The organism is Streptomyces sp. NPDC029466 (assembly GCF_055574515.1).
Map to the genome: position 1 here is coordinate 48,047 of NZ_JBVHZH010000026.1, position 25,954 is coordinate 74,000.

24 protein-coding genes and 1 pseudogene are annotated in these 25,954 nt (G+C 67.7%); 16 read left to right on the plus strand and 9 right to left on the minus strand.

Going from position 1 to position 25,954, the window contains the following annotated elements:
* The gene (gene resB / locus ACZ4XD_RS20610) at window positions 1-1,797 is read left to right on the plus strand and encodes a cytochrome c biogenesis protein ResB (RefSeq protein ID WP_468044012.1); all 1,797 of its coding nucleotides are present in this window, start codon (window positions 1-3) and stop codon (window positions 1,795-1,797) included.
* Entirely contained in the window at window positions 1,794-2,885 is a 1,092-nt protein-coding gene (gene ccsB / locus ACZ4XD_RS20615) for a c-type cytochrome biogenesis protein CcsB (RefSeq protein ID WP_468044014.1), read from the plus strand. The genes resB and ccsB overlap by 4 nt, the downstream gene beginning before the upstream one ends.
* A 138-nt stretch (window positions 2,886-3,023) precedes the next feature.
* On the opposite strand, the gene ACZ4XD_RS20620 is transcribed toward ccsB, so the two are convergent.
* Both ACZ4XD_RS20620 and ACZ4XD_RS20625 read right to left on the minus strand, forming a co-directional pair.
* Window positions 3,024-4,451 (minus strand): alkaline phosphatase family protein, encoded by a 1,428-nt coding sequence (locus ACZ4XD_RS20620; RefSeq protein ID WP_468044016.1) that lies wholly within the window; start codon window positions 4,449-4,451, stop codon window positions 3,024-3,026.
* Between the two features lie 214 nt (window positions 4,452-4,665).
* Window positions 4,666-5,160 carry a DUF4291 domain-containing protein gene (locus ACZ4XD_RS20625; protein WP_468044018.1) on the minus strand — a complete coding sequence of 165 codons (495 nt, stop codon included), beginning with the start codon at window positions 5,158-5,160 and terminating at the stop codon, window positions 4,666-4,668.
* Between the two features lie 188 nt (window positions 5,161-5,348).
* On the opposite strand from ACZ4XD_RS20625, the gene ACZ4XD_RS20630 reads away from it, so the two are divergent.
* Window positions 5,349-6,269: an aminoglycoside phosphotransferase family protein gene (locus ACZ4XD_RS20630; protein ID WP_468044106.1), complete on the plus strand. Its 921-nt coding sequence runs from the start codon at window positions 5,349-5,351 to the stop codon at window positions 6,267-6,269.
* Window positions 6,270-6,275: 6 nt separating this feature from the next.
* On the opposite strand, the gene ACZ4XD_RS20635 is transcribed toward ACZ4XD_RS20630, so the two are convergent.
* Window positions 6,276-7,649 (minus strand): sporulation protein, encoded by a 1,374-nt coding sequence (locus ACZ4XD_RS20635; RefSeq protein ID WP_468044020.1) that lies wholly within the window; start codon window positions 7,647-7,649, stop codon window positions 6,276-6,278.
* A 234-nt stretch (window positions 7,650-7,883) separates the two neighbouring features.
* On the opposite strand from ACZ4XD_RS20635, the gene ACZ4XD_RS20640 reads away from it, so the two are divergent.
* The 3 genes from ACZ4XD_RS20640 to ACZ4XD_RS20650 are packed head-to-tail and all read left to right on the plus strand — an operon-like array spanning window position 7,884 to window position 8,784.
* A complete protein-coding gene (locus tag ACZ4XD_RS20640) occupies window positions 7,884-8,180 on the plus strand; it encodes a hypothetical protein (protein ID WP_468044022.1) in 297 nt (98 codons plus the stop codon).
* Window positions 8,159-8,515 (plus strand): hypothetical protein, encoded by a 357-nt coding sequence (locus ACZ4XD_RS20645; RefSeq protein ID WP_468044024.1) that lies wholly within the window; start codon window positions 8,159-8,161, stop codon window positions 8,513-8,515. Before ACZ4XD_RS20640 ends, ACZ4XD_RS20645 begins: the two co-directional genes overlap by 22 nt.
* The gene (locus ACZ4XD_RS20650; RefSeq protein WP_468044026.1) at window positions 8,512-8,784 is read left to right on the plus strand and encodes a hypothetical protein; all 273 of its coding nucleotides are present in this window, start codon (window positions 8,512-8,514) and stop codon (window positions 8,782-8,784) included. The genes ACZ4XD_RS20645 and ACZ4XD_RS20650 overlap by 4 nt, the downstream gene beginning before the upstream one ends.
* A gap of 895 nt (window positions 8,785-9,679) precedes the next feature.
* Here ACZ4XD_RS20650 and ACZ4XD_RS20655 read toward each other — a convergent pair.
* Window positions 9,680-10,171, minus strand: coding sequence for a hypothetical protein (locus ACZ4XD_RS20655; RefSeq protein WP_468044028.1), 492 nt, complete (start codon window positions 10,169-10,171; stop codon window positions 9,680-9,682).
* Window positions 10,172-10,820: 649 nt separating this feature from the next.
* Between ACZ4XD_RS20655 and ACZ4XD_RS20660 the strand changes: the two genes are divergently transcribed.
* From ACZ4XD_RS20660 to ACZ4XD_RS20675, 4 genes are all read left to right on the plus strand, one after another.
* Entirely contained in the window at window positions 10,821-12,059 is a 1,239-nt protein-coding gene (locus tag ACZ4XD_RS20660; RefSeq protein WP_468044108.1) for a phosphoribosyltransferase-like protein, read from the plus strand.
* A gap of 279 nt (window positions 12,060-12,338) precedes the next feature.
* Window positions 12,339-13,394: a reverse transcriptase family protein gene (locus ACZ4XD_RS20665; protein ID WP_468044110.1), complete on the plus strand. Its 1,056-nt coding sequence runs from the start codon at window positions 12,339-12,341 to the stop codon at window positions 13,392-13,394.
* Between the two features lie 67 nt (window positions 13,395-13,461).
* Window positions 13,462-13,779: a hypothetical protein gene (locus ACZ4XD_RS20670; protein ID WP_468044030.1), complete on the plus strand. Its 318-nt coding sequence runs from the start codon at window positions 13,462-13,464 to the stop codon at window positions 13,777-13,779.
* A 542-nt stretch (window positions 13,780-14,321) separates the two neighbouring features.
* Window positions 14,322-15,422 (plus strand): hypothetical protein, encoded by a 1,101-nt coding sequence (locus tag ACZ4XD_RS20675; RefSeq protein ID WP_468044032.1) that lies wholly within the window; start codon window positions 14,322-14,324, stop codon window positions 15,420-15,422.
* 376 nt (window positions 15,423-15,798) lie between these two features.
* Here ACZ4XD_RS20675 and ACZ4XD_RS20680 read toward each other — a convergent pair whose 3' ends face one another.
* Window positions 15,799-16,572, minus strand: coding sequence for a GntR family transcriptional regulator (locus ACZ4XD_RS20680; RefSeq protein ID WP_468044033.1), 774 nt, complete (start codon window positions 16,570-16,572; stop codon window positions 15,799-15,801).
* 166 nt (window positions 16,573-16,738) lie between these two features.
* Between ACZ4XD_RS20680 and ACZ4XD_RS20685 the strand changes: the two genes are divergently transcribed.
* The 4 genes from ACZ4XD_RS20685 to ACZ4XD_RS20700 all read left to right on the plus strand — a co-directional run bounded on the left by ACZ4XD_RS20685 (window position 16,739) and on the right by ACZ4XD_RS20700 (window position 20,278).
* Window positions 16,739-17,101 carry an SCO3933 family regulatory protein gene (locus ACZ4XD_RS20685; protein ID WP_468044035.1) on the plus strand — a complete coding sequence of 121 codons (363 nt, stop codon included), beginning with the start codon at window positions 16,739-16,741 and terminating at the stop codon, window positions 17,099-17,101.
* Complete coding sequence (locus ACZ4XD_RS20690) at window positions 17,101-18,402, plus strand: FtsK/SpoIIIE domain-containing protein (protein WP_468044037.1); 1,302 nt, start codon at window positions 17,101-17,103, stop codon at window positions 18,400-18,402. Before ACZ4XD_RS20685 ends, ACZ4XD_RS20690 begins: the two co-directional genes overlap by 1 nt.
* On the plus strand, window positions 18,399-18,593 hold the full coding sequence (locus ACZ4XD_RS20695; protein WP_336049806.1) for a hypothetical protein: 195 nt from the start codon (window positions 18,399-18,401) through the stop codon (window positions 18,591-18,593). The genes ACZ4XD_RS20690 and ACZ4XD_RS20695 overlap by 4 nt, the downstream gene beginning before the upstream one ends.
* A 269-nt stretch (window positions 18,594-18,862) precedes the next feature.
* Complete coding sequence (locus tag ACZ4XD_RS20700) at window positions 18,863-20,278, plus strand: replication initiator (protein ID WP_468044039.1); 1,416 nt, start codon at window positions 18,863-18,865, stop codon at window positions 20,276-20,278.
* Between the two features lie 174 nt (window positions 20,279-20,452).
* Here ACZ4XD_RS20700 and ACZ4XD_RS20705 read toward each other — a convergent pair whose 3' ends face one another.
* From ACZ4XD_RS20705 to ACZ4XD_RS20720, 4 genes and pseudogenes are all read right to left on the minus strand, one after another.
* Window positions 20,453-21,964: a recombinase family protein gene (locus ACZ4XD_RS20705; RefSeq protein WP_468044041.1), complete on the minus strand. Its 1,512-nt coding sequence runs from the start codon at window positions 21,962-21,964 to the stop codon at window positions 20,453-20,455.
* A gap of 18 nt (window positions 21,965-21,982) precedes the next feature.
* A pseudogene (locus ACZ4XD_RS20710) lies at window positions 21,983-22,228 on the minus strand (DUF4291 family protein); the annotation flags it as partial.
* A gap of 130 nt (window positions 22,229-22,358) precedes the next feature.
* Window positions 22,359-22,787 (minus strand): nucleoside deaminase, encoded by a 429-nt coding sequence (locus ACZ4XD_RS20715; protein WP_468044112.1) that lies wholly within the window; start codon window positions 22,785-22,787, stop codon window positions 22,359-22,361.
* Window positions 22,788-22,932: 145 nt separating this feature from the next.
* Entirely contained in the window at window positions 22,933-23,358 is a 426-nt protein-coding gene (locus tag ACZ4XD_RS20720) for a PLD nuclease N-terminal domain-containing protein (RefSeq protein WP_468044043.1), read from the minus strand.
* Between the two features lie 88 nt (window positions 23,359-23,446).
* On the opposite strand from ACZ4XD_RS20720, the gene ACZ4XD_RS20725 reads away from it, so the two are divergent.
* Together ACZ4XD_RS20725 and mqnP are read left to right on the plus strand one after the other, a co-directional pair.
* On the plus strand, window positions 23,447-24,901 hold the full coding sequence (locus ACZ4XD_RS20725; protein WP_450361235.1) for a menaquinone biosynthesis decarboxylase: 1,455 nt from the start codon (window positions 23,447-23,449) through the stop codon (window positions 24,899-24,901).
* Window positions 24,898-25,803 (plus strand): menaquinone biosynthesis prenyltransferase MqnP, encoded by a 906-nt coding sequence (gene mqnP / locus ACZ4XD_RS20730; RefSeq protein ID WP_468044046.1) that lies wholly within the window; start codon window positions 24,898-24,900, stop codon window positions 25,801-25,803. Before ACZ4XD_RS20725 ends, mqnP begins: the two co-directional genes overlap by 4 nt.
* The last annotated feature ends 151 nt before the right edge of the window (window positions 25,804-25,954 follow it).

Consider the following 25,954-nt stretch of genomic DNA (forward strand, 5'->3'; position numbering starts at 1 on the left):
ATGTCCACCAAGACCGGCACCCCCCACGACCCGGGCCCCGCGGCCGACGGGGGCAGCGATCTCGGCGCGGCCGGGTCCCAGCTCTCGACCGCGCCCACCGAGGACGTCAGCCTCCCCTCGCTCGGCCCGCTGGGCTGGGCGCGCTGGTTCTGGCGGCAGCTGACGTCGATGCGGATCGCGCTGCTGCTGCTCTTCCTGCTGTCGATCGGCGCCATCCCCGGCTCGCTGATCCCACAGACCAGCATCGACCCGGTCAAGGTCGACCAGTTCAAGGCCGAGCACGGCACCCTCGCCGACATCTACGACAAGCTCGGGATGTTCCACGTCTACAGCTCGGTGTGGTTCTCGGCGATCTACCTGCTGCTGTTCATCTCGCTGATCGGCTGCATCGTGCCGCGCAGCTGGCAGTTCGTCGGACAGCTCCGCGGCCGCCCGCCGGGCGCCCCGCGCCGGCTGACCCGGCTGCCCGCCCACACCACCTGGCGCACCGACGCGGCGCCCGAGGAGGTCCTCGACGCGGCGCAGCGGCTGCTGAAGAAGCGGCGGTTCCGCGCCCACCGGGACGGCACCGCGGTCGCCGCCGAGAAGGGCTATCTGCGGGAGGTCGGCAACCTCGTCTTCCACCTCGCGCTGATCGTGATGCTGGTGGCGTTCGCCGTCGGCAGCCTGTGGAAGTCCGAGGGCGGCAAGCTGATCACCGAGGGCGACGGCTTCGCCAACAGCCTCACCCAGTACGACGACTTCAAGTCCGGTGCCTTCTTCGACACCGACACCCTGGAGCCGTTCGGCTTCACCCTCGACAAGTTCGAGGCGACCTACGAGCGGTCCGGCCCGCAGAAGGGCACCCCGCGGGTCTTCCGCGCCCACATCAGGTACTTCTCCGGCGCGGACGGCAAGGAGCACAAGACCGCGATCGAGGTGAACACCCCCCTCGACATCGCCGGCTCGAAGGTCTACCTGCTCTCGCACGGCTACTCGCCGGAGGTCACCGTCAAGGACGGCCGCGGCAAGGTCGTCTACCAGGGCGCGGTGCCCTTCCTCCCGCAGGACCCCAAGAACTTCACCTCGACCGGTGTGGTCAAGGTCCCGGGCGCGCAGACCAAGGACGGCAAGCGCAATCAGCTCGGCTTCCAGGGCTTCTTCGTGCCGACGTTCGGCGGCAAGGGCTCCGGCTCGATGTTCTCCCAGTTCCCGGCGCTGGACTACCCGGTGCTGACGCTGACCGCCTACCACGGTGACCTGGGCGTCGGGTCCGGGCTGCCGCAGAACGTCTACCAGCTCGACAAGAAGCGCCTCAAGCAATACAAGGACAAGGGCGCCCCGGTCGCCAAGATGATGCTGCCCGGCGAGACGATGAAGCTGCCCCACGGTGACGGCAGCATCAAGTTCACCGGCATCAAGAGCTGGGCCAGCTTCAAGATCAGCCACCAGCCCGGCAACGGCCTCGCCCTGACCGGCGCGGCCGCCGCCCTGGTCGGCCTGGCCGGCTCGCTGTTCATCCAGCGGCGCCGGGTGTGGGTCCGCGCCGAGCCGGGCGCCGACGGCCGCACCGTCGTCGAGCTGGCCGGACTCGGCCGCAGCGAGTCCGCCCGGCTGCCGGAGGAGCTCGCCGAGCTCGCGCTGGCGCTGGAGCCCGACGCCCCCCTCGCCCCGGCCGACGAGACCGGCCCGGCACCCGAACCGAAGCCCGACCCGAAGCCCGGACCGGCCGCGGACGCCGGCCCCGGCTCCGAAGACCCCACGGAGCCCACCGACTCCGCCGGACCTGCTGACCCCTCTGAAGGAGCGCGCGCGTGAACCTCGCTGCCGCAGCCAACGAGACAATGGCGCACAACAGCAACCTGCTGGTCTACTCGGCGATGGCGGTCTACACGCTCGCCTTCCTCGCGCACATGGCCGAGTGGGTGTTCGGCAGCCGCAGCAAGGTCGGCCGCACCGCCGCCGCCCTGACCACCCCGGCCAAGGCGCCCGCGATGGCGTCCGTCCAGGCCGGGTCCGGCGGCGCCACCGGGACCGCCGTACTGGAGCGCCCCAAGGTCGTCACCAGGTCCGTCGCCGGCAGCCGCGACGTCCCCGACGGGCCCGGCGCCGCGGGCGGCACCGAGAAGGGCGACCTCTACGGGCGGATCGCCATCTCGCTGACCGTGCTGGCCTGGGGGCTGCACGTGGGCGGCGTCGTCACCCGCGCCCTGTCCGTGCAGCGTGCCCCCTGGGGCAACATGTACGAGTTCTCCACGACCTTCGCCGCGGTCGCGGTGGGCCTCTTCCTGCTGCTGCTCGTGCTCAAGAAGAACGTCCGCTGGATCGGGCTCCCCCTGGTCACCAGCGTCCTGCTCGACCTCGGTCTGGCCGTCTCGGTGCTCTACACCGCCAGCGACCAGCTGGTGCCCGCGCTGCACTCGTACTGGCTGTGGATCCACGTCAGCTGCGCGATCATCTCCGGCGCCGCGCTCTACCTCGGTGCCGTCTCCACGGGGCTGTTCCTCTTCCGCGACCGCCACGAGGCCAAGCTCGCCGACCCGACGGGCAAGCAGCCCGGCGCCTTCGCCACCTCCGTGCTGGAGCGGCTGCCCTCGGCCGCCTCGCTCGACAAGTTCGCCTACCGCATCAACGCCACCGTCTTCCCCCTGTGGACGTTCACCATCATCGCGGGCGCCATCTGGGCCGAGGCCGCCTGGGGCCGCTACTGGGGCTGGGACCCCAAGGAGGTCTGGTCCTTCATCACCTGGGTCGCCTACGCCGGCTACCTGCACGCCCGCGCCACCGCCGGCTGGAAGGGCCGCAAGGCCGCCTGGCTCGGCCTGATCGCCTTCGCCTGCTACCTGTTCAACTACTACGGCGTGAACATCTTCGTGACGGGTCTGCACTCCTACGCGGGGGTCTGACCACAGGAGGCCACGCGCTCCGCGGCGGTGCGCGCCGTCGCCCCCGGTGCCGTACGGGAAGCCTCGCCCTGAGGCGGCCCGTACGGCACTGTCGTTTCCGGGCGCGCCCGGCCCGCGTCCGCGCCGCCGCCCGCCCCCTCAGCGCCGCCGGCGCCGCCCGCGCTCCTGGCGCGGCGGCCGCTGCCCGCCGCCCGGCAGCGTCGGCTTCGGCAGATGCGCCACCTCCCACTGCGCGTCGGCCAGCTGCTCGGCGGTGTCGTCCGGCAGCCGCGGCGGCCGCCGCACCCGGTGCCGGAAGCCGAACGCGGAGGTCAGATCGCCGAAGGCGGATCGGCGCCAGGCACTGATATTGGGCTCCTCGACGCCCGTCCAGCGCTCCAGGAACTGCAGCACCGAGGTGTGGTCGAAGGGATCACCGGCCGCCCAGCCGCCCACCGTCCACGGCGACACGATCAGACACGGCACCCGGAAACCGCCGCCGATCGGCAGGCCGCGGACGAACTCGTCCGGCGTCCCAGGCGGCGGCACCGGCGGCGGCACATGGTCGAAGAGCCCGTCGTTCTCGTCGTAATTGAGGATGAAGACGGTCTTCGCCCACACCTTCCGGTTGGACGCGATCGCCTCGATCTTCTGCGCGACATAGTCGGCGCCGGCGGCCGGCAGATAGTCCGGATGCTCGGACTGATGGCTGGTGGGGATCAGCCAGGACACCGCCGGCAGCCGGTCGGCGCGAGCGTCGTCCTCGAAGGTGCCCGCGGGCTGCGCCCGCATCCCCCGCTCGTGGAGCGGCTCCCCGGGCTTGGCGTCCCGGAACGTCTGGAACTGCTCCAGGAGATTGCAGCCGTAGTCGTCCTCCTCCTGGTAGACCTTCCAGCTGATGCCCGCCGCCTCCAGCCGCTCCGCGTAGGTCGTCCAGCGGTACGGCCGCGGCGCGGTGTTGTTCAGCACCGGCCCGCCCCGGGTGCCGCCCGGGTCGAGGGTGCCGGTCATCCAGTAGAGCCGGTTGGGCCACGTCGGGCCGAAGACCGAGCAGAAGTAGTTGTCGCAGAGCGTGAACGTCTCGGCGAGCGCGAACTGGAACGGGATGTCCGCACGGGTGTGATAGCCCATCACATACGGCCCGTTGACGCCGTCGGCCTTGCGGTGCGCGGGCAGCCAGCGGTCCATCTTCCCGCCGTTCCACGCCTCGTGCTGCACGGACCAGGCATGGCTGGTGGAGGGGATGGCCTGCGCGCTGGAGGTGTGCGTGTTCAGGCGGAACGGCAGCAGATAGCCGTCCGGGTTCTGCGCGTCCGGCTGATGGAAGACGGACCGGCCGTCCGGCAGCGTCAGCGCGTCCGGGTCGGCGAAGCCCCGGACACCGCGCAGCGTGCCGAAGTAGTGGTCGAACGAGCGGTTCTCCTGCATCAGCAGCACGACGTGCTCGATGTCGTGCAGCGAGCCGTGACGTGCGGGTCCGGCGGCGACGGCCTTCTGGACGCTGGGCGGCAGCAGCGACAGCGCGGCGGCGCCGCCGACCGCGCCGGCCGCGGAACCGAGGAGTCTTCGTCGGGTCATGTCAGGCATATGAGCCACTCTCCCTGAGTCGCGGGAGCCCTCAGCGGGCCGACTTGACTGTGGCGGCGGCTGAGTCTCCCGGGCAGGGGGAGGTTGCGCAGCGATGCATCAAATGGCTGTGAACAGCGCTCAGTTGGCCGGACCTCGCTACGACCCGTACGCCACACGAAGCAGCCCACGGCGGACCGCGCGGTGGCGGGATTTACGCGTTTGGGAAGCGGGGTCAGGACACGCGGCGCAGGCCCGGAGTTCCCTCGGGTGCAGGGTAGGGACGCTCCTCGGGCAGCAGCGCGGCGGCCGCCGCCCGCTCCCCGGCCCGCACCAGCGCATGGACCTCCCGCGCCAGCGGCGTGACATCCCTGATCGCCACGGTCCACTCATCCGCGTACCGCCGCGACGCCTCCCCCGCCAGCCCCAGCTGAAGTGAACGGTACGGCAGCGCCCGCAACCCCAGATCACGCTCCGGGTCCCACTGCACCCGCGCCGGCGCCCCCTTCAACTCCCGCTTCCAGGCGCCCCGGTCGGCGTGCTCGTCCGGGTCGTAGTGCGACAGAGAAGCATGCCGCAACGCCCAGTCGAACCCCTCCCGCGCGATCTCCACGGCGAGCACCGTCTCCTGGTCCGCCTTGGTGCCCCACCCGCAGCGGTACATCATCCACAGGAACGACGGCTTGATCCATGTCAAGCATTGTTCGTAGTCCTTTTCCTCGGATCGCATACCGGCAGGTCAGCGCCTCCGGCCGGTGATTGGGGGAGTGTTGCCCCATGAACGGTCGCTCGACATGCCCCGGTCCCGTCTGCCGTCACCGCCCGTGGGTACGGTCGCCTTGATGTCTGTTGCCGGCCGCTGCCTGCCTCGGCGGTCTGCGCTACCGGGTTGGCGGTGTTGAGGGAGTGGATACGGGCATGCCGTCTGATGCTGAGCGGAGCACAGGAAAGGGGTTCACGTCGGGCGCCGCTATGCAGGTGCTGGCCGCGGCGTGTCGGCGGGCGGGGCTCGACGGTGACGGAGCGCGCCTGATCCGCTTGGGGGAGAACGCGCTGTTCAGGCTAGCTTCCCACCCTGTGGTGGTGCGGATCGCCCGTTCGACGGAATACCTGGACTCTGCCCGGGGCGAGGTTCAGGTGTCGCGCTGGCTGTCGCGTGAGGGCTTCCCCGTGACGCGCGTGGTCGATGACCTGGAGCAGCCCATGGTCGTCGACGGACGTCCGGTGACGTTCTGGCACCTGATCGAGGAGGGGGCCCGCAAGGCGACGTACGGCGAGCTGGGCGCGGTACTCCGGGATCTGCACTCGCTCAGCCTGCCGGACACGCTGAACCTGCCTCCGTACCCCGTCCTGGACCGGACCGACCGACGGATCAATGCGGCGGTCGACATACCGGAGGACGACCGCGCGTTCCTGCGGAAGCGCGCGCGTGAGTTGCGGGACCGTGTGGCGGACCTTCGGTTCGAGTCCGAGAAGGGGCCCGTACACGGGGACGCTCATGTGCAGAACCTGATGATGGACCGGAATGATCAGGTGATCTTGATCGATCTGGAGCGGTTCAGCTTCGACCACCCCGAGTGGGACCTGATGGTCACCGCCACCGAGCATCACAGCCTGGGATGGCAGACCAAGGAACAGTACGGCGCCTTCGTCGGCGCCTACGGGCGGGATCTCCGTACGTGGTCGGGCTTCTCCACCGTCCGCGCAGTGCAGGAATTCAACATGACCACATGGCTCATGCAGAACGTGTCCGAGAGCGCCGAGACGGCTGCGGAGTACTCCCGTCGAATCTCCTCGCTCCGGAACGAGGACGCACCGCGCGACTGGAACCCCGGGTGACCTCGGCTACTCGTCGCCCAGCCGGTTCATCGCGTCCCGTACCTGCCCGCTGAACTGCTGAACGGCAGGGTGCGTCCCGTACGCGGACACCTCGCGCTGGAAGTCGCCCACGTACCGCTGGAACCGAGCGGACTCCAGAGCGTCCCCGGCATCGACGGCGAGACCGGCGGTCGTCACAGCAGCGTCAAGGTCGCCGTTCAGCAGCTGGCTCTGGGCGAGCACCATGCGGCAGAACCCGAGCGTACGGGCGTATTTAGGGTCAGTGAGTTCGACAGCGCGTTCGGCGAAGTAGACGGCTTCGGCACCCTGCCCGAGATCGCGGAAACAGTGGCAGAACTCCCCGATCAGCTCGGCTTCATCCATGTACGAAAGCCATTCGGGATCGTCTGCGCTGTCGGCACGCCCGAAGAACCTCTCTGCCTCGCTCATCGCGCGAGCAGCACCTTTGTGGTCCCGCGCTGTCGAGAGGGCGCGCGCCTCATGGGCGGAGAACAGCGCCATCGCACGGGGCGTGGAGGCGGCCTTGCCACCTTCCACCGACGCGCGGGCCAGTGTCAGAGCCCGGGGCACCTGGCCCAGGTAGTTGGCCTGGTGGCTCATATTGGCCAGGATGCGTGCGCCCATCATGCGGTCGCCCGCCACCTGGGTGAGCCGCAGCGTCGAGAGCATGTAGCGGTCGGCAAGGGCATGGTTTCCGCTGTCGTACGCGGTCCAGGCGAGAAGCTGTGACATCTCCGTTGCGGCCTGGAACAGCGCCTCACCCACCTTGGCGCTGTAGCTGGCTCCCAGCAGAGGCAGCACGTCTTCCCGGAAGTAGTGCCGGAACGCCTTGTGCGCGTGTCCGCCGCCGAACTGGAAGTCCAGCTGCATGAAGAACCCCGCTGCGGTCCGGATCGCAGCGACGTCACGCATGCCGACCCGACGGGCGGCGGGAACATCGGTCGGCACACCTTCCGGGCGGGAGACAAGCCACGAGAGGGCGGCGGAGTGCACATCGACGTCCGGGAGCTGCGGCTCGTCCGACGGCCCGTCTTCCGGACGTCGATGTGTAAGGCCGTCCAGAGCGCTCAGCGTCTCGGCCAGCGAGTCGGCGTAGCCCATGCGGACCGTGGGAGTGAGGGCCGACGCGGTACCGGGAAATCCCAGATCTTGCGGCGTGACCCTCCGCCGTAACTTGTCGCTCAGCGCCTCGGCGACGAACACGGCTGTCTGCCGCTGGATACCGTTCCCGTCCAACCATCGCTGAACGGCAACGTGCGTCGTACCGAGGTGTTCGCCGTGCCGCTGCGCGACCTCACGGACCCGTTTGGCCAGTCCCTTGTTCGAGGCTCCGGCCTCCGCCATGACTGCGGCCAACTTGCGGTTCGGTTCTTTGCTCACGTTCTGAGCACACCCCCCGGGCGTCACGTCAAGTGTTCATCGTGTCACACCAGATGCGGCCGAGGGGGTTCATAGCGAACCCCCTTGAGCGATATCGCGAACCCCTCGTGTGCACGTGAACCCCCGTATGAACACTGCCTCTTGGTCAAAGACGGTCGTTGACTGTCGAGACAGGACCCCGGCGGTGCGTGACGGCACCCCGGGGCATGGCCAACCTGATGGAAGCAGGTCGACATGCGGAACCATATCGGCAGGTTTTTCGAGTTGCTGCTGAAATTCTTACTGCCCGCTCCGGGGAACCATCGCGCGGCGGGGACGAGCCCAGTGGTGGGCTGCGGGGACACGCCGACGATGAGCCTCAGCGTGCCGCGGATCGCTGACCCGTACGTCTGGGGTCCGATCCGCGGTGAGGATGTTCAGCTCGTCCGTCCCTACCTCGTTGCCCACGAGCAGCAGATGCAGCGCCGGGCTGAGTCTGGCCGCTGCGCCGGCTCGCTGGGCGACTCGCTATGGATGACGGTGGCATTGTGAGCGCCAACCTGCGTCTCCTCCCCTGGCCCGGTCCGGCCGGACAGCGCTCGTACCTGGCGGCCGACGACGGAGACAGCTCTCTCTCGCGGCTCGCCGACGAAATGGAAGAGGTCCAGCTCGAAACGGGAGCCGAGCTGCTCGACCACGCAGCAATGATGCTCGAAAACCAGAAGGTCAGCGCCGTGGAACTCCGCTTCCTGAGTGCCCGGTTGTGTGAGGCACTTCGGGACGCGCTGAGGGTCGCTGAGAGCAGAGGCGCACGGCTGCCCGAACCCGAGGACGACGATGCCGAGTGGGACGAGCTGCCGACATCTGCCAGCGGGACAAGCGGATGAGCCGGACCGCACGGGAGACACCGGGATGGGAGATCGCACCGGTAGCGAGCAAGTCCGTGAACCGTGGACCGGACGGAGAGATGGCGCTGACGCTCCAGATCACCCGCCATGGGGACCTGGTCGCAACTGCTCCGCTGCGGCTGACCGTAGCTGAGGCGGAGCGGGTCCACGCTGCGCTCTGCCATGCGCTCGACCAAGAGCCCCTGCCCGACGATGCGCCGGAGTGCCGCAAAGCGATCCAGTACCCCGGCGGCCGACAACGCTTCTGACGCCTTCCGGCCGGTGTCCGGCAAGAGGTACTACGCGCAACAACCGCAGACATGACGCCGGACCACCCCTCAAACCCTGGCAGGCGCGGGGTGGTCCGGCAGGGGATCGCTCCCAAACGATCACGAACCCCGGTGCCGATGGTACCGGGGCCCTCGTCGTGTCCTCCTACGGCGTGGCCCGGCAAGGACAGCGTTCAGCCAGCCTGCAGGGAAAGGGACTTGAGAGAATGGATGGCATCGGGGACAACGGATTCGACGGTGAGGACCTGGACCCTGACGCGGTCCTGTGGGTACGTGGAGTGGACTACCTGGCGGGCTGGCGAGACGCGACGCAGGCGGCGGCAGAGCTGGGCGAAGCGCTGACCGCGGCGGGTGTGGACACGACAGAAACGAAGCTGCGCGCTACCGCGGCCTCGGACGGATCGGGGGGCGTGCGACTGGAGTTATCGGCGGCGGCAGCGCGCCAGCTTGCGGTGAGGGCCAGGGCGACGGCTGCCCGGTGGCGGGACGTCAGTTGAGCAACATCGCGCCGCATTGGTCCGTGCCGTACAGGTTCGATCAACGGCCTGCACTGAGTCGAACTGCGGCGGGGTGGTGCAACCTCAAGCCGCTCAATGTTGCTGCTGTCCGGCGCCGTTGGTGCAGCTGAAGCTAAGCCCTCCGGGTGCAGGCATGGTCCGTCCAGTGTGGCAGATCGTCTACGGCAGCCCAGGCCACAGCGGGGTGGGGCCGGTCCCCCCCCGGTGGCCCTCTGCCACTGGTGGCCAGCCTCGCACGGCCCAGAGACGGCGCAGCTCTGGCCGGGGCGCTGCTTCGTACACGGTTTTGCGCAGCGCTCTGGCGAGGAAAGCCCGGCCATGGTTTGACCACCGCTTAACTGGGCGGGCGCGTACTCCTACCGAGAGCGACTGCTGAGGCTGTCACAGCCATCGGTCTCACTTCCGCGTCGGAGCGCTTCGCAGCGCTTGAAGAGGTAGTAGCCGACGGTTTCCCCCTTAATTGCGACGTTCTGGCCTGAGGACATGAACTTGTCCCGGCTCTGCTGCCCCTGCTCTACGAAGACGAACGATCCGTTGACCAGGTCCCACCCCTCGCGGCACACGGCGTTGAGGACGACCACTGGATCCTTCGCGGCCTGTGCCGTCCCGCTGCCTACCATCGCGACGATGATGGCTTGCTGGCTCATCACGTCGATTGAGCACTGGAAGACGAGATCGCCGCGCTCGAAGGACTGTCGAGCTTGCCCCACCGGTGTACTAAGGAACGCCTGCCGATCACGCTCAAGCTGTTCGGCCTGCCGCTTCTCCTCGGCTTCCTGCCGCTTCTGCTCCTTCTGTGCAGCAGCCTGCGCTTGCTGCTCAGGGCTCTTCTTCGAGATCAACGCCATGCCAGCCCCCTCCAATGTGATGGCTGTCACAGTAGCGCGTGGGTGTGATCTGTGGTGTGAAGATCTGCCCTTCGCCCCGCCGCACTCAACCGGGTCGAGGGCGCGACACCCGCGCGGCGCAGTGGCATGCGTATGGCGCGACCTGCACAAGACGAGCCGGCCCCGGGGAATTCTCCTGGGCGGGCCCCTCGCCGTGCCCTCCGCAGGATTCGAACCTGCGACACCCGCTTTAGGAGTTCGATCCACCTGGCCTCATGGACCTCAGATGCTCGCGGGGTGAAGCGCCACGGTTTGCCCAGGGCTCCTGCTGTCTGCCGTTGTTGATGTCAGAGGTGGATGTCAGGAAGGGGGCTCGCCTGGATCCTTGAGCAGCCTCACCGAAGCTTGAGCGAGAGCGACGCGTCAGACGCTGCCGCAAAGTAGCCGCGCCCTGGGGCTCTCGCCTACTTCTGTGGGCCGGGGGAGGCCCCGCGGATTCGCGTACGGCCTGAGACAAAGCGGACTTGCGTGAACTACGAAACGCTAACTTCCCGGCCTGGGGGCAAGCCGTCCCATGCGCCCAGAACTACGCCCACACAGGCTTGGGCAGTCGCTACGGTGGGGTACGCCAGCTCAGATACGGAATCCGGTACAAGGGGGCGCGGTGCACATGCGTGCCGTGAGGGAGCCAGCGACGCCAAGCGAAACCCATCAGGGGATCGAGTGGCTGACCAATTTCGGCCCCAAGGACACTGAGACGGCTACGCAGTTGCTCGACAGCCTGCATATCGTGTCGGAGACGACGTTCAGGCAGGGACTTCTGGAACATCTGGGGTCAGTCCTAGCTGGTGAAGCCAGCATGGAGAAACCGGCGGCACTGTATGGCGTCCGCTCCTGCAAGCCGACGGACACGATGTTCATCAACAACGTGTCACCACAGGTTTCTGGTGGCGATGGCGGCGGTAGCGAGTTGATCGTCCAGAACATCATCCGCGATGTGCAGCGGAGCCTGGACACCTCCGTCGTGACGCGCAACGCCATGACGATTGATCTTCTTCGGGCGCGTCGTGCACGGAGCCTAGTGTTCGTTTCCGACTACGCCGGCTCCGGCGAGGAGTCTCTGGCGTACGCGCGGGCCTGGCTGCGGAATGCGACGATTCGCAGCTGGCGCTCCCTGAAGTTGGTCCGACTGCACCTGGTCCTCTTCGCCGCAACAACCACCGGACTGCGGCGCATCCGTGCCAGTGGGCTGTACGACGGGGTGTCGGTGCTGCACCGCGGGATGGACCTTCCCTCGGCTCAGTGGCATACGGACGAGCTCAGGAGGATCAGGAAGCTGTGCGAAGACTACGCACGGCGGCCCGAAGACGGTGCAGGCTGGTCGGGCAGCGAGGGGTTGCTCGTGTTCGAGCACACCGTGCCGAACAATCTGCCATCCATCCTGCGCCAATCCAGGGGCCGGACTCGGCGTCCCGACGGGAAGTGGGCACCGTTCTTCGAGCACCGCACTGCTCCGCCGGGGCTTATGCGTGACCTCGTCGGATACCGGCCAGAGCGCAAGGCGGAACTCGGGCTGCGTGGCATGGGGCGAGTCCAGCTGACAGGATCGGGCAAGCTACACGTGCGCTATCGCGGCGGCATCAGGGACCTTGTTGAGGTCCTTGGCCACATCGCGAAGGGCCATAGGCACCCCGAACAACTGGCGACCGATGTTTCGGTCTCCGTTCCGATGGCCAGAAACCTCGTCCTCCAGTCCCAGAAGCTGGGTTTGGTGGACTCTCAAACGCGGCTTACCGACACAGGATGGAAGGAGCTGCGGGCAGCCAAAGCGAAGCCCCGGGTCGTCGTAAGCCGCTTGCGGGGCAGTCAGGAGCCTTACTACCCTGGCACCTTGCGGGAGAGTTGGTAACGGCCTAGCGCAATCGGCGAGGTCATCGTCGAGTCAACGATCTGCATGCATTTGTAGGTCAGGCTGCGGTCGTGAGCCGCACGCTGTGGACAAGCTGTCGAACGCCTGGATGGTGCGAGGCGCACGTGCTCCTACGGGGGTCTGGCGCGCGACTCGCACCAGCCCGCCGGGGCGGGATACACCGAAGGTAGGCCACCAATCGACTCTCCCGCACACTACCGGAGCCTCGGCCGCAGGAATGGCATCACTTCTTCAGTTATCGACGAGGCTTTGGTGCAGATGCAACGAGTCCGAAGTCAAGGACTCACACCTGTACTGACGCTGGGGCACCTGGCCCACCAGACAGGCGCGCCTTACCTCTACCTACGAAAGATCGTCCAACGGCGACAGGACCCATACACCGAGTTCTCCCGCCCCAAGCGTGAGCCCGGCAAATCTCGCACAATCGCTTCCCCAGCGCCCGTCTTGATGGACGTACAACGCTGGCTCCTGGGCAACGTATTCAGCCAGATACCGACGCACGGGGCGAGCTACGCCTACCAGCAGGGACGCTCTGCCGTGCAGTGCGCGCAGCTTCACCTTGGTGCCTCGTGGTTGCTGAAGTTTGATCTGCATGACTTCTACCACTCCGTCAACGAGCGTGCAGTTCAATCGATCCTGCGGGCGGTCGGCTACAACAGCCTCGTCTCCTTCGAAATCGCCCGCGTCTGTACCCGCCTTCCGGGCGGAATCACCTGGCCACACTTCAGGAGTGCCTACCAGGCCATCCCCACCTACAGAGCGCCGGTCCTGGGCTACCTCCCACAGGGAGGCCCCGCGAGTGGCGCCCTTGCCAATCTGGCCGCCCGCCCACTGGACGACGCTCTCTCATCCGTCGCCGACCGGTACCGCATGACGTACACACGCTATGCGGACGACATGACCTTCTCTACTCCGAGGAGCCTCGACCGCTCCACGCTCACACGCTGTGTCTCCGAAATCTCGGCAACGGTGTCCGCCGCCCGGTTCCGGCTACACAGGAAGAAGACCCGCGTTGTGCCGCCAGGCGCCCGCAAGATCGTCTTGGGTCTCCTCGTGGACGGCGAGAGACTCCGACTGCCGCGGCACACGAGACGGGGACTCGAAGATCACGTCCGGGGTGTCGCCAAGTTCGGGCTTGGGGCCCACGTCGAGCACGCCGGCTACAGCTCCCTGCAAGGGTTCGTCAACCACATCGACGGGCTGCTTGCGTACGGGCATGGCGTGGACCCTGCGTGGTCGAAGCCACTGGCTGCCCAGTGGGAGCACCTGATGAATGCTGCGGGTCTTACGGCCCAGGAACGTCGCCTCTGGTGAGCAAAAGTCGGCCTCCCCTATCGTGCAGGCCATCTGCACCCCTCATGAGTGGGGGTGCTCTGAAGGCATGTCCGGCCCGATGCGTGTGATCGCGCATTCGCCGTCGCTGGCGGGTGGCCGGCGTGTACACGTGTATGGCGAGATCCTCGGCCTGGCCCACAACGTGGTCGCTGTCGCTAAGTTCCTGCGCCGTGCCGGACTGGAGATCGACCCGGCGGAGGTCGCGGAGGTGCCGTGGATCGACTGGCGCGGAGTTGAGCCGGAGCGCTGGGGTCCGGAGACGAAATGGCTTCGGCGCGATACATGGCGAGGCCATCACTTTCTGATCCGTAGCTCTACAGAGATCGGCCATTCAAGGTCGTACACGCCACCGGGAGGGTTATGAAGGCCGGTGTCGGTTGCTGGGGTTGCTGTACTGCGTTGCTGTACAGCAACGGGCCTCCGTAGGCGTCCATACCGCTGGCCCGATCATCACTCCTGAGCCGATCCGGGGCCCGCCCGTCCCTCAGCCGACGACAGTCAGCCACGACGGTGGGCACGCCGAACGATGAGGCGCGCGTATGCCTCGCTGTACCCAAGCCGGCCTTAGCCACGTTTGCTGGGTGCCGACCGGAGCAACTCGCGACGGCCGACCGGTGACCACGGCACCAGGGCCCTAACTAAGCCCGGGAGGACCAGGTGATCTAGAGCGAAATGGACTTCTGACCCGCCGAGGGGGAGCTGTTCTGATGGACCCCCGACGCCGACGGCTCGCCGTCCGCGCCCTCCCGTCCAAACCTGGCACGGTTCTGGCACGGACCCGCGCTCCCCGCGGGCAACACGAGCGAACGAGTTAGCAATCCCCGCGTACCAAACAGCTCACTAAACCGAGCTCGGCGCAACTAATGTTGCAACAAAGAGCTCCTGTTGCCCAACCTAAGGGGACGAATGGCCTGGAATGAGATTCCAGCGAAAGATGACCCAAATCTCTCAATTCAGGCATATTATGCCAGACCTAATATTCTCCGCAATCTACTCAAGCCAATAAGCGGTGCAGCATTTGAGAAGATCTGGTCCACTGCGGAGAATTACGATCTTAGGCAGTTTCGTAGAAGCGCTCTCGTCGGCAACACGGTTTCTGACCTGATTCGCGCACTCGGGCTTGCAGAGGTGACAGAATCTGAGATTGAGATAGGTGACTGGTTCACCCATTCGGGGACCACCTTCTATTCATCGCGGGACGCCAATTCGGATTTGGCTAAGATCAAACTAAAGGGCGGCGCGACCATAACCGCCGTTGTGCGGCATGAGTGCAGAATAACAAGTACTGCATCGGTAAACATGTCCGGAGTCGATGACGCCTCGTTTGTGATTGGCCGACTCATTTCTAGTGACAAGTTTGACATAGTTGCAGCGGGCTACCGGGAGCCTATTTTTAGCACTACCCGCCACATTGATCTCACCCCGGTAAGGGACTTGTACAAGCTGGCCGACGGCGATCCCTGGGCATCGAATTTTATCCGACTAAAGTTTGAAGCTCCGGATGTCGAGCTGCTTGCTATGACAATCGAACAGACCGTCGAGCAATTCGCCGCGGCTGTTGGGCGACAGGGGGCCTGGAGGCTCCTGTACGGGCGCGACGGCCAGCCTCTCCATGAAACCCAGCATCAGGGAATTTTCCGGCTCTTTTCGAAGCTCCCTTTCGGGGCCCTCGGCATCCATATGGATCCGAATGCGGATCACGGGTCCGGGCCTACGGATTTCACGGTCAGACTCAACGACTCGGTCAATATCATCGAGTTTAAGAAGGATGAGAAGCTAAGTGAGATCCGACACGGACTCGCCGTTCAACTGCCGAACTATATGGAATCTGCCGGTGCGGAGCGTGGCACCTACATCGTGATGTGTCATTCCCGCACAAAGGAGGAAGTGTGGGATCTCGTTCGGGGGGTTTTCGATTCCGACCCGAGCCTTCCGTCGATCGATTGCTATGTAATCGACTGCACTCCGGTGATATCCGCTTCTAAAGCGAATTCACGGTATCGATGAGAGGGATGAGCAGTGCGGCCCGCGGAGCGGCTTTGGGCTGGAGCTGCTTTGGCGAGTGATCACGGCCCCGCAAGCTTCCGGCGCGTCGGCGGTCTGTGGACCTGCCCGGCAAAGCACGACGTTGGGGCCATGATCATCGAGGCTCGCGCCAAAGTGGCTGCCTAAAGCCGTGGAGCCGACCGCCCCAGCCACGACACACCCCTTTCTCTGGCCTCAGGCGGCTGATCGCCATGAGCGCGGCACGGGCGCCGGCCGGGCTGGAGCGTGGCGGAGACAGGAGCGCAGGCCCGGACAGGGGCCGTGCCGCGCGCGGTGAGCGGAGCGAGCCGCCTTGAGTAAGTGAAGACAGTTTTCGACAGTTGGCCGGGGCGTGGGATCAGACGGCGTGGAGTGTGCGGGGGCTGTCGGCGGTGATGCGGTAGGCGAGTTGGGTGCGGTCGGCGCCGGCGCGGAGGTCTTCGAGGATCAGTGGGCGTTGGTCGGTGCCGAGGGTGATGCGGGTGGCGTGGACGATCGGGGTCGCGTCGGGGATTTGCAGTGTGGCGCGCTCGTCGGGCAGAGGCATGCGGGCGCCGACGGTCTCGTCCCAGGTGAGTTTGTGGCCGGCTGCGGCGAGGAGAGCGTAGATCTGCTCCGGCTCGGTGTCCGGGGCTTCGCCGAGTTGTTCGGCCTCGTTGGCCGCGGTGGCGAACGGGATGAGCACGCGGTGAAGTGCGCGGGTCTCGGTGTGGGGGTCTGACAGCAACCGGTCGACGGCGAACAGGGCTTCACCTTCAGGGAGTCCGAGGAGCGGGCCAGTGGTTGCCGTGGTCGTGGTGCGGTAGATGGTCGGCGCCTCGACTTCGTGCCAGGCCTGGTGGCCGGTATGGAAGGCCTTGCCGTTGCGGGTGATGGTCCGCTCGATGGTGACGGCGGGGGCGGGGACGGCCCGGACGTAGCTGCCCTTGCCGTGGATGACCTCGATGAGTCCTTCCGCGCGCAGTGCGGCGATCGCCTTGCGCACGGTCGGGCGGCTGACCTGGTAGCGGTCGATGAGCTGGGATTCGGAGGGGAGCGGGGCTCCGGGCTTGTACTCGCCTGCGGTGATGCCGCTGCGGATCTCTGCGGCAACCTGCTGGTACAGCGCGCCGGGACGCTGGATCTCTCCCATGCCGGGCTCTCCTCATCACCTGTGTGTGCGGTCCTGACGTGAGATGACGTCACTCGTAAGCATAAGTGCTTGCCTTCTTCGGTCAACCCATGCCACTCTCAACTCGTGAGTACGAGTGACGTCATGTGATGTCTTGGCGTCTGAGTGGCCAAGGAGGCCCCAACCCATGCAGTCCATCCCTGTGGACACCTCCCGACTGGGCGTACTGCGGTGCGCGGTCGGGCCTGAACCGAAGATCGCGGATTTCGAAACCAAGGAGGTCAAGAAGGACCGGGACGGCAACACCATCTACTCCGTCGCTGTGACGGTCCGCCAGGAAGGGCGCCGGGTCTCGGTGATCGAGATCGCTGTCACCGGAGAGCCCAAAGGCGTCGTCGAGGGCGCGGAGGTCCGCGTGACCGGCCTGGATGCCTTCGCCTGGGCCATGGGCGACCGGCACGGAATCAGCTTCCGCGCCGCAGCCATCACCCCCGCACCCGCCGCTGGCGCACCGACCGCAGCACCCAATGGGAAGGCGGGTGGTGCCTGATGAGGCCGACCCTGCTCGCGTTCGCCCTCGCGTTACTGGCGTGGCTCCTGGTCGTCGGCAGGGAGCTGCGGCAGCGCCGGCCGGAGTGGCACTGGTACCTCACGGGCTACCCGCGCACCGCCGTGCGCGTGGTGTTCACCTGGTCCAAGGTGGCCTACCTCAACGGCCTCACCGTCTCTCGCAAGCCCACGCGTCGGGTTCTGGGGGATCTGGCGGTCAAGGGCGATCCGCTGCGCCCCCGTGCCCCGCGGATCTCGTTTCCCCGTTCCACCCCGAACGGTCTGGAGCTCCTGGTGCGCTTGCGGGCCGGGCAGACCCCGACCCCGTTCCTGGCTGCGGCCGATGCCCTCGCGCACGCCTGGCGCATGCACGCCGTACGCGTCATCTCACCGGAACGCGGCGCCGTACTGATCACCGCCACCGCCAGTGACCCACTGGAGCATCCCGGCCGCCCTGCTGGGCCGGGACCTGCGACGCTTTTGTTGGCGGTGGTTGGTGCGCTGGAGACGGGTCGTGCGTGGGTGATGGACTTCCGGCGGGTGCCGCACTGGCTCATCGTCGGGGCCACCCAGTCCGGCAAGTCGACGCTCATCGCACGGTTGATCACCCAACTCGCCCCGCAGCCGGTCGCCTTGGTCGGCATCGACTGCAAGGGTGGCATGGAACTCGGCCTGGTCGCCCAGCGGCTCTCCGCCCTGGCCACCTGTCGTGCGGAAGCCGTCATCGTCCTGGGCGCGCTGGTCGCCGACATGCAGGAGCGCATGCGGCTGTGCCGTGCGGCGGGTGCCCGGTCGATCTGGGACCTGACGGAGAAGGAACGGCCGGTGCCGGTGGTCGTGATCGTCGATGAGCTGGCAGAGCTGTACCTGACCAACGGCAGCAAGGAGCAGCGGGCGGAGGCTGAGCAGTGCTCGACCTACCTCCTGCGGTTGGCTCAGCTCGGTGCGGCCCTCGGTGTCCACCTGGTCGTGGCCGGCCAACGCGTCGGCTCCGACCTCGGGCCCGGAGTCACCGCCCTGCGTGCCCAGCTGAGCGGACGGATCTGCCATCGCGTCAACGATCCCGGAACGGCGGAGATGGCGCTCGGTGACCTCAACAAGGACGCCGTGGCGGTCGCGCAGTCGATCGGGGAGGCGGAGCAGGGCGTCGCGGTGACCGTCGGCGATATGGGTGCCTGGATGCGCAGCCGCTCCCGACTCACCACCTCCGCTGAAGTGCAAGAGGCTGCAGCGCAGTTCGCGGACCTGACTCCGTACGTGCCCTGCCTCGCGAGCGCGGTGGAAGGCGGTGCGGGCGCATGAGCGAATCGGCAGCTCTTCCGCTGTTGCTGGTCTTCGGACTGGCCACCGTGCTCCTCATCCGCTCCCGCGAGGTGCGGTGGTGGGAAGCCGTACTGATCGCCCTGTTCGGCATGTACCTCGGCCAGACGCCGTTCATCTTCGCTGCGAACGGCCTCGTGCACTGGTTCCTGACCGGCGTCAGCCACACCTAGAGACCAGGGAGGACCGAACGATGCCCATGCGCCGAGTGCGCTGCCCCGTCTGCAAGGGCGAGCGCTCCGCCAAGACCCGCACCGGCCACCGGCGGCGCTGCCGCTGCTGCCGGGGCACCGGCACCATCCGCTGAACCACACACCAGCCCATCGGGAGTGATCGCCATGGACGCATCCGACCCAACCCCATCCATCCGTGCCGCAACCGCGGCCCACCCCGGGAGGTCCCCACCATCCCCGCCGACAACCCCTCGGCTGACGGACGCGCCGTGCTCGACCGCTCGGCGCGCCTGCGTCAGCTCTCCGAAGTCGACCAAGACCTGATCCGCCTCGTCCAGGACCCGCGCTTCAGCCGATGGCTGGAGCAGGTAACCGCCACCGGCGGCTGCGCCCACCCGATCCACCTCACCAGCTCCACCACCACCCGCGACGGCGCGACCGGCGAGATCCTGCACCACTACGACACCGCCAAAGAGCCTGGGGAACGGCTCCTGGTCCGCTGCCGAAACCGCCGCGCCACCGTCTGCGCACCCTGCTCCCGTCTGCATGCCAGCGACACCTTCCACCTGGTCCGCGCCGGACTGGTCGGCGGTAAGTCCCTGCCGGCCGAGGTACGCGAGCGCCCCCGGCTGTTCGTGACTCTCACCGCTCCTTCCTTTGGTCCCGTACACCGTGCCACGGCCGACGGCGAACGATGTCGCCCCCGCCGTAACGCCGACCCGTGCGAACACGGACGTTCGCTGAGCTGCCCGGCTGTCCACGACGTGACGGAATCGCTCGCGGGGCAGCCGCTGTGCCCGAACTGCTACGACTACCCGGCACACGTCCTGTGGCACGCGAACGCCGGACGACTGTGGAAGGCGTTCACGGACAACCTCTACAACCACCTCGCCGCCCGCACCGGCCGCACCCGCAGTGGCCTCCGCCGAACGGTGCGCATCTCCTACGCCAAGGTCGCCGAGTACCAGAAGCGTGCCGCCGTACATGTGCACGCCGTGATCCGCCTCGACGGCGCAAACGGGCCCGACGATCCACCTCCGACCTGGGCGACCGCAGACATCCTCGCCCCAGTCGTGCGGACCGCTGCGGCGACCGTACGACTCCGCTCTCCGTACAGCCGGGCCCTGGGGGAACACGAACTGCGCTGGGGCGCTCAGCTCGATGCCCGGCCGCTCCGCGCCTTCGGCGACCCCGAGGGCCTGGCCGACGACGCCGTAGCCGCCTACGTCGCGAAGTACGTCACCAAAGGCGCGGCCGACACCTCCGCAGGCCTCGACCACCCCGTTGCCAGTCAGGACGACATCAGCGCGGCCCGAGTGTCAGCGCACGTACAGGCGCTCATGCAAACCTGCTGGCGACTCGGCGGCCTCCCAGAACTGGAGCCACTACGCCTCCGCGCCTGGGCCCACACCCTCGGCTACCGGGGCCACATCCTCACCAAATCCCGCGTCTACTCAACCACTTACTCGGCGCTGCGTGCGGAACGAGCCGATCACGAACGGGCCGCACCAGACCTCGCCGACGAGCCCGACGCGATCACGGAAGCCCACTGGCGGTACGCCGGCTCCGGCCACTCACCCGGCGCTGCCCTCATCGCCGCAGGCATCGCGGAGGACCGTGTGCAGAACCGTGAGATCTCCCGCGAGGAGATCACCCGATCCGGGGCGGCCGATGACGCCACATGAGCGCGACTCGGAGAGGGCAAGGCACCTGGACCGCGTCTGTAGGAAGTTCTCCACCAAGATCAGCCCGGAAGCCGCGCGGCGCCTGGCACGGCTCCTGGAGCGTCAACCCGGAGGAAAGATCGAGTAATGCAGCGGGAGGGGCCCACTGAACCGGGCCCCCCTCGCGCGTTCCGTTCACAGCCAGATCGGGTTCTGCTCCACGTCGATCCTGCTGTAGTCGAACCGGCGGCCCTTCTTCGTTGCTTCTTTGATCTTCACCGCGGCGAACAGGAACCGCATCACCGCGTTCATGCGCTGATGGTTCTCCGCCTCCTCCAGAGCCTTCCAGCTCTCTCTGGCATCCGGGCCCACCAGCCCCTGCAAGACCTCCGCTGTCGGGCGAACGACCATCTTCCGTTCCACCTCGGCAATGCGCGCCTCGACCGTCTTCCGCATCTCGCGGTACTCCCGTGTCTTGAGCTCCTGGCTCTCCCACATGTCCTTGAGGTCGTCGAGCTCCTGGCGGTCCGCCTCGATCGCTGCCTGATCTTCCGCTGACAAAGAGGAAGGGGTGGGGACTTCGGTGAGGTCGAGACGTTCCAAGAGGTAGAGGGCGGCCTCGGTGACGAACTCCTCGACGTGGGACGCCTTGACCGCCCGGTTGCAGCGGGGGATGTCGAGTCGATGGGTGTGGTTGCACACGTACTTGGTTCCGGCGCCTCCCATGGGCTTGCCACATCCGGTGCAGACCACGATGCCGCGCAGCAGGTAGAACCTGCTCGGCCGGTCGTCGTTCGCTGTCAGCGCTGCGGCCCGGTAGGTACGCCGTTCCTGAGCCTCCAGCCACATGCCGCGATCGATGATCGCAGGCCATTCGCCGTCGCCGATCTCTTCGCCGCGGAAGACCCGAATACCGGTGACGTGGCGGTTGTCGAGCAGGTCACGTACGCGGGGTGCGCTCCAGTCCCGTCCCTCGGCCGTCTTTTCGCCCCGCTCGTAGAGGTCCCGGGCAAGCTGAACAGGGCTGTCCCCATCCAGGTAGCGAGTGAAGATCTCCCGCACCACGGCGGCCTCTTCGGGCACGATCTCCGTTCCGGTCTTGTCGTAGCCGTACCTGCGCCGGCCGGTGTGCGGCCTTCCATCCTTGGCCCGGTCCACCATGGAGTCGATGAGCCGACGTGACGTGTCGTCACTGGAGCGGCACGAGTGGGCGACCTCGATGCGCAGGAAGAAGCGGTCATCGGGGTCGGCGAGGTCGCGCCGATTGGCCTGCCCGTGCAAGGTGATGTCGTGGTCGTCCGCGATCTGCAACAGCTCCTCCAGATCGCGCGGTTGCCGCATGAGGCGATCCGGGTGGTACGTGAGGACGTGGCGCACGCGTCCCTGACGGGCCTCGTCGAGCAGCGCGTCCCACCCCGGGCGCTTTCGTTTGCGTTGCCAAGCCGACCTGTTGTTGTCGACGAAGACCTGGTCTTCGGACACAGTGAGGCCGAGCCGCTGGGCCACCTCGCGGCAGATGCCTTCCTGCCGGTCCACTCCGGTCTGGTCGTCGTCGTTCGCGTGGGAGATCCGGCAGTAGATCGCCGCGGATTCTCCCGACCAGTTGGCGCGGCTGCTGTTGGCCCGCTTGCCACCGGCTGCCTGGCGGGCGCGATGGGCTCGTCGTAACCGTGCCTCGTCCTGCTGGTTCCTGTCGTCCTTCGTCATGGAAAGAGACTATGAACGCGGCTTGATCCATGTCATCCGCTCCCGCTTCCAGGCCGCGGGAAACCGCCCGTCCCGCGCGGCCGGGAGCCCGAGCGCGGGGGAGTAGGCCTGGTAGACGGTGACGGTCGTGTCCGTGTGCAGGGCGCGGATACGGCGCCGGGGCTCGGCGGGGGGTGCGGGAGCGGCCGTAGCGGTGTCCACGGGGGTGCGGGGCGCCGGGACGGGGCCGGTGGGGCCGTTGGCGCTGGTAGAGCTGGTGGTCATGCCTGGTCATCCTGGCGGAGGGCCGGGCGGCGGGCCAGCGAATTGCGGGGCGGGGGCCGGCGCCGGGCCGGGGGTGACGACCCCGCCGCTCCCTCGTCCCCGATGCGCCCTGTTCCCTCGTCCCCGCCGCTCACTCGTCCCCGATGTCCTCCCGCCACAGCTCCGGGCGCTCCCCGATGAAGTCGCGCATCATCGACGCGCACCCGGGGTCGTCCAGCAGCACGATCCGTACGCCGTGCCGGGCCAGCCAGTCGTGGCCGCCGTGGAAGGTGCGGGCCTCGCCGATGACCACCCGGGAGATGCCGAACTGGCGGATCAGGCCGCTGCAGTACCAGCAGGGGGAGAGGGTGGTGACCATCGTGGTGCCGCGGTAGCTGCGCCGGCGGCCGGCCGCGCGGAAGGCCGCGGTCTCGGCGTGCAGAGTGGGGTCGCCGTCCTGGACGCGGCGGTTGTGGCCGCGGCCCAGCAGGGTGCCGTCCGGCCCGTAGAGCGCCGCGCCGATCGGGATGCCCCCCTCGGCCAGCCCGGCACGCGCCTCGGCGACCGCCGTCGCCAGCATGCCGCGGGCCTGCTCCTGGAGATGGTCGGGGTGCCCGGTCGGGTCGCTGTGCCCGTCGACGCGGCCGTGCAGCCGGAACTCGTCGCGGTCCTGCCCCCAGTCCTGCGTACGGTCCATGGACTCACCGTACGCCGCGGACGGTGCCTCAGCCCGTGGCCGGCGGGGTGTCCTCCGGGCCGTTCGCGTTGCCCGGCCCGCCCTCCTTGCGGCGCAGCTCCTCCTCGCGGCGGCGCAGATCGGCCTCCCAGTCCTTCAGCAGCGCCTCGTCCTTCTTGTTCTCGTTCTTGAGGGACTGGAGGAACTCGGGGTTGTCGTCCGGCGCGACGAACTTCGTACGGTGGTTGCGGTGCCACTGCGACGGCGTGCTGCCGCCGCCCGCCACCGGCTGCCGCTGCTTGCCCGCCACCAGCCAGGCGACCGGGCCGACCAGGACCTCGCCGAAGAGCAGGATGATCAGGACCCAGACCACCTTGGGCAGGCCGCGCACCTGCGATTCGGGGGTGTTGAGGCAGTCGATGAACGCGTAGATCCACAGCGCCAGCACCAGTAGGAACGGCAGATACCTGAGCATTGCGGAACGGTCCCCCTGCGCGCGACGGCGGGCCCTCGGCGGGGCCCGGTGACCCGTCCAGGGTAGTGCGTACCCGATACTGGAACGCATGGCTTATGACGATCTTCGCTCGTTCCTGCGCGCGCTCGAGCGGGAAGGCGACCTCAAGCGCATCAAGGCCGAGGTCGACCCGTATCTGGAAGTCGGCGAGATCGTGGACCGGGTGCAGAAGTCCGGCGGTCCCGCGCTGCTCTTCGAGAACGTCAAGGGCTCGGCGATGCCGCTCGCCATGAACGTCTACGGCACCGACCGCCGCCTGCTGAAGGCGCTGGACCTCAAGGCGTACGAGGACATCAGCGGCAAGATCGGCGGCCTGCTCAAGCCGGAGCTGCCGCACGGGTTCGTCGGCGTGCGCGAGGCGTTCGGCAAGCTCGCAGGCATGACGCACGTGCCGCCCAGGAAGGTCAAGGACGCGCCCGTTCAGGAGGTCGTGCTCCGGGGCGACGATGTCGACCTGGACCGGCTCCCGGCGCTGTTCACCTGGCCCGAGGACGGCGGCTCCTTCTTCAACCTGGGGCTGACGCACACCAAGCACCCGGAGACCGGGGTGCGCAACCTGGGCCTCTACCGCCTCCAGCGCCACGACAAGCGCACCATCGGCATGCACTGGCAGATCCACAAGGACAGCCGTAACCACTACCAGGTCGCGGCCAAGCGCGGCGAGAAGCTGCCGGTCGCCATCGCCTTCGGCTGCCCCCCGGCCGTCACCTACGCCTCCACCGCGCCGCTGCCCGGCGACATCGACGAGTACCTCTTCGCGGGCTTCCTCCAGGGCAAGCGGATCGAGATGGTCGACTGCAAGACCGTCCCGCTCCAGGTCCCGGCGAACGCCGAGGTCGTCATCGAGGGCTGGCTGGAGCCCGGCGAGATGCTGCCCGAGGGCCCGTTCGGTGACCACACCGGGTTCTACACGCCGCAGGAGCCGTTCCCGGCGCTGACCATCGACTGTGTGACGATGCGTAAGCGGCCGCTGCTCCAGTCGATCGTGGTCGGCCGGCCGCCGACGGAGGACGGCCCGCTGGGCCGCGCGACCGAGCGCTTCTTCCTCCCGCTCCTCAAGATCATCGTCCCGGACATCGTGGACTACCACCTCCCCGAGTCCGGCGGCTTCCACAACTGCGCGATCGTCTCGATCGACAAGAAGTACCCCAAGCACGCCCAGAAGGTCATGCACGCCATCTGGGGCGCGCACATGATGTCGCTGACCAAGCTGATCGTGGTCGTGGACGCGGACTGCGATGTGCACAACCTCCACGAGGTGTCGTGGCGGGCGCTCGGCAACACCGACTACGCCCGCGACCTCACCGTCGTCGAAGGTCCCGTCGACCATCTCGACCACGCCTCCTACCAGCAGTTCTGGGGCGGCAAGGCGGGCATCGACGCGACGAAGAAGTGGCCCGAGGAGGGCTATACGAGGGACGGGGGCTGGCCCGAGATGGTCGAGTCCGACCCGCGGACGGCGGCGCTGGTCGACCGCCGCTGGAAGGAGTACGGCCTCTCGTGAGCAGCGCATCCGCAGCGGTCCCGCAGCCGGGCCGGACCAAGGCCTTCCTGCGCCTGGTGATGATCGAGCACTCGGTCTTCGCGCTGCCCTTCGCCTACATCGCCGCGCTGACCGCGATGTACGAGGAGGACGGCCGGCGCATCCAGTGGGGCCCGCTGCTCCTCGTCACCGTCGCCATGGTCGGCCTGCGCACCTTCGCGATGGCCGCGAACCGCATCATCGACCGCGAGATCGATGCCCGTAACCCGCGCACCGCGCAACGGGAACTGGTCACCGGCGCGGTCTCGGTGAAGTCCGCCTGGACCGGCGCGCTGATCGCGCTCGTCGTCTTCCTGGGCGCCGCCGCCCTGCTGAACCCGCTGTGCCTGGCGCTCGCGCCGCTCGCCGTGGTGCCGATGGTGGTCTATCCGTACGGCAAGCGGTTCACCAACTTCCCGCAGGCGATCCTCGGCCTCGCACAGGCGATGGGCCCGGTCGGCGCCTGGCTCGCGATCACCGGGGCCTGGTCCTGGGAGGCCGTGATCCTCGGTCTCGCGGTCGGCATCTGGATCGGCGGCTTCGACCTGATCTACGCCTGCCAGGACGTGGACACGGATCGCGAGATCGGCGTGAAGTCCGTCCCGGCCCGCTTCGGTATCCCGGCCGCGATCTGGGGCGCGCGCGGCTGCCACCTCGTCACGACGGGCCTCTTCGCCTGGTACGCCGTGGCCACCGGCGCGGGGGCCTTCCTCTGGCTGGGCCTGGTGATCGTGGCGGCGGCGTTCCTCTACGAGCACACCATCGTCAAGCCCCATGACCTGACCCGCCTCAACCGGGCGTTCTTCCAGGTCAACGGCTTCATCGGAATCGCGCTGTTTGTGTGCGCGCTGCTGGACCTGGTGGTGCGGGGGCTGTCGGTCTGACGGCTTGACGGTCTGGCGGTGCGGCGCGGGCGGTGCGGGGGTTGACGGTCTGACGGCCTCGGCGCGGGCGGTGCTCTGACGGTCTGGCGGGGGCGGTGCGGAGGCGGCCCCGGCCGTGCTGTCGTGCTGTGTGGCTGCCCCCGCCGTGCCT

Coding starts and splice junctions, on each gene's coding strand:
- resB (WP_468044012.1), top strand. CDS start 1: ATGTCCACCAAGACCGGCACCCCCCACGACCCGGGCCCCGCGGCCGAC.
- ACZ4XD_RS20620 (WP_468044016.1), bottom strand. CDS start 4,451: ATGCCTGACATGACCCGACGAAGACTCCTCGGTTCCGCGGCCGGCGCG.
- ACZ4XD_RS20625 (WP_468044018.1), bottom strand. CDS start 5,160: ATGCGATCCGAGGAAAAGGACTACGAACAATGCTTGACATGGATCAAG.
- ACZ4XD_RS20630 (WP_468044106.1), top strand. CDS start 5,349: ATGCCGTCTGATGCTGAGCGGAGCACAGGAAAGGGGTTCACGTCGGGC.
- ACZ4XD_RS20640 (WP_468044022.1), top strand. CDS start 7,884: ATGCGGAACCATATCGGCAGGTTTTTCGAGTTGCTGCTGAAATTCTTA.
- ACZ4XD_RS20645 (WP_468044024.1), top strand. CDS start 8,159: ATGGATGACGGTGGCATTGTGAGCGCCAACCTGCGTCTCCTCCCCTGG.
- ACZ4XD_RS20650 (WP_468044026.1), top strand. CDS start 8,512: ATGAGCCGGACCGCACGGGAGACACCGGGATGGGAGATCGCACCGGTA.
- ACZ4XD_RS20655 (WP_468044028.1), bottom strand. CDS start 10,171: ATGGCGTTGATCTCGAAGAAGAGCCCTGAGCAGCAAGCGCAGGCTGCT.
- ACZ4XD_RS20660 (WP_468044108.1), top strand. CDS start 10,821: ATGCGTGCCGTGAGGGAGCCAGCGACGCCAAGCGAAACCCATCAGGGG.
- ACZ4XD_RS20665 (WP_468044110.1), top strand. CDS start 12,339: ATGCAACGAGTCCGAAGTCAAGGACTCACACCTGTACTGACGCTGGGG.
- ACZ4XD_RS20670 (WP_468044030.1), top strand. CDS start 13,462: ATGTCCGGCCCGATGCGTGTGATCGCGCATTCGCCGTCGCTGGCGGGT.
- ACZ4XD_RS20675 (WP_468044032.1), top strand. CDS start 14,322: ATGGCCTGGAATGAGATTCCAGCGAAAGATGACCCAAATCTCTCAATT.
- ACZ4XD_RS20680 (WP_468044033.1), bottom strand. CDS start 16,572: ATGGGAGAGATCCAGCGTCCCGGCGCGCTGTACCAGCAGGTTGCCGCA.
- ACZ4XD_RS20685 (WP_468044035.1), top strand. CDS start 16,739: ATGCAGTCCATCCCTGTGGACACCTCCCGACTGGGCGTACTGCGGTGC.
- ACZ4XD_RS20690 (WP_468044037.1), top strand. CDS start 17,101: ATGAGGCCGACCCTGCTCGCGTTCGCCCTCGCGTTACTGGCGTGGCTC.
- ACZ4XD_RS20695 (WP_336049806.1), top strand. CDS start 18,399: ATGAGCGAATCGGCAGCTCTTCCGCTGTTGCTGGTCTTCGGACTGGCC.
- ACZ4XD_RS20705 (WP_468044041.1), bottom strand. CDS start 21,964: ATGACGAAGGACGACAGGAACCAGCAGGACGAGGCACGGTTACGACGA.
- ACZ4XD_RS20715 (WP_468044112.1), bottom strand. CDS start 22,787: ATGCTGGCGACGGCGGTCGCCGAGGCGCGTGCCGGGCTGGCCGAGGGG.
- ACZ4XD_RS20720 (WP_468044043.1), bottom strand. CDS start 23,358: ATGCTCAGGTATCTGCCGTTCCTACTGGTGCTGGCGCTGTGGATCTAC.
- ACZ4XD_RS20725 (WP_450361235.1), top strand. CDS start 23,447: ATGGCTTATGACGATCTTCGCTCGTTCCTGCGCGCGCTCGAGCGGGAA.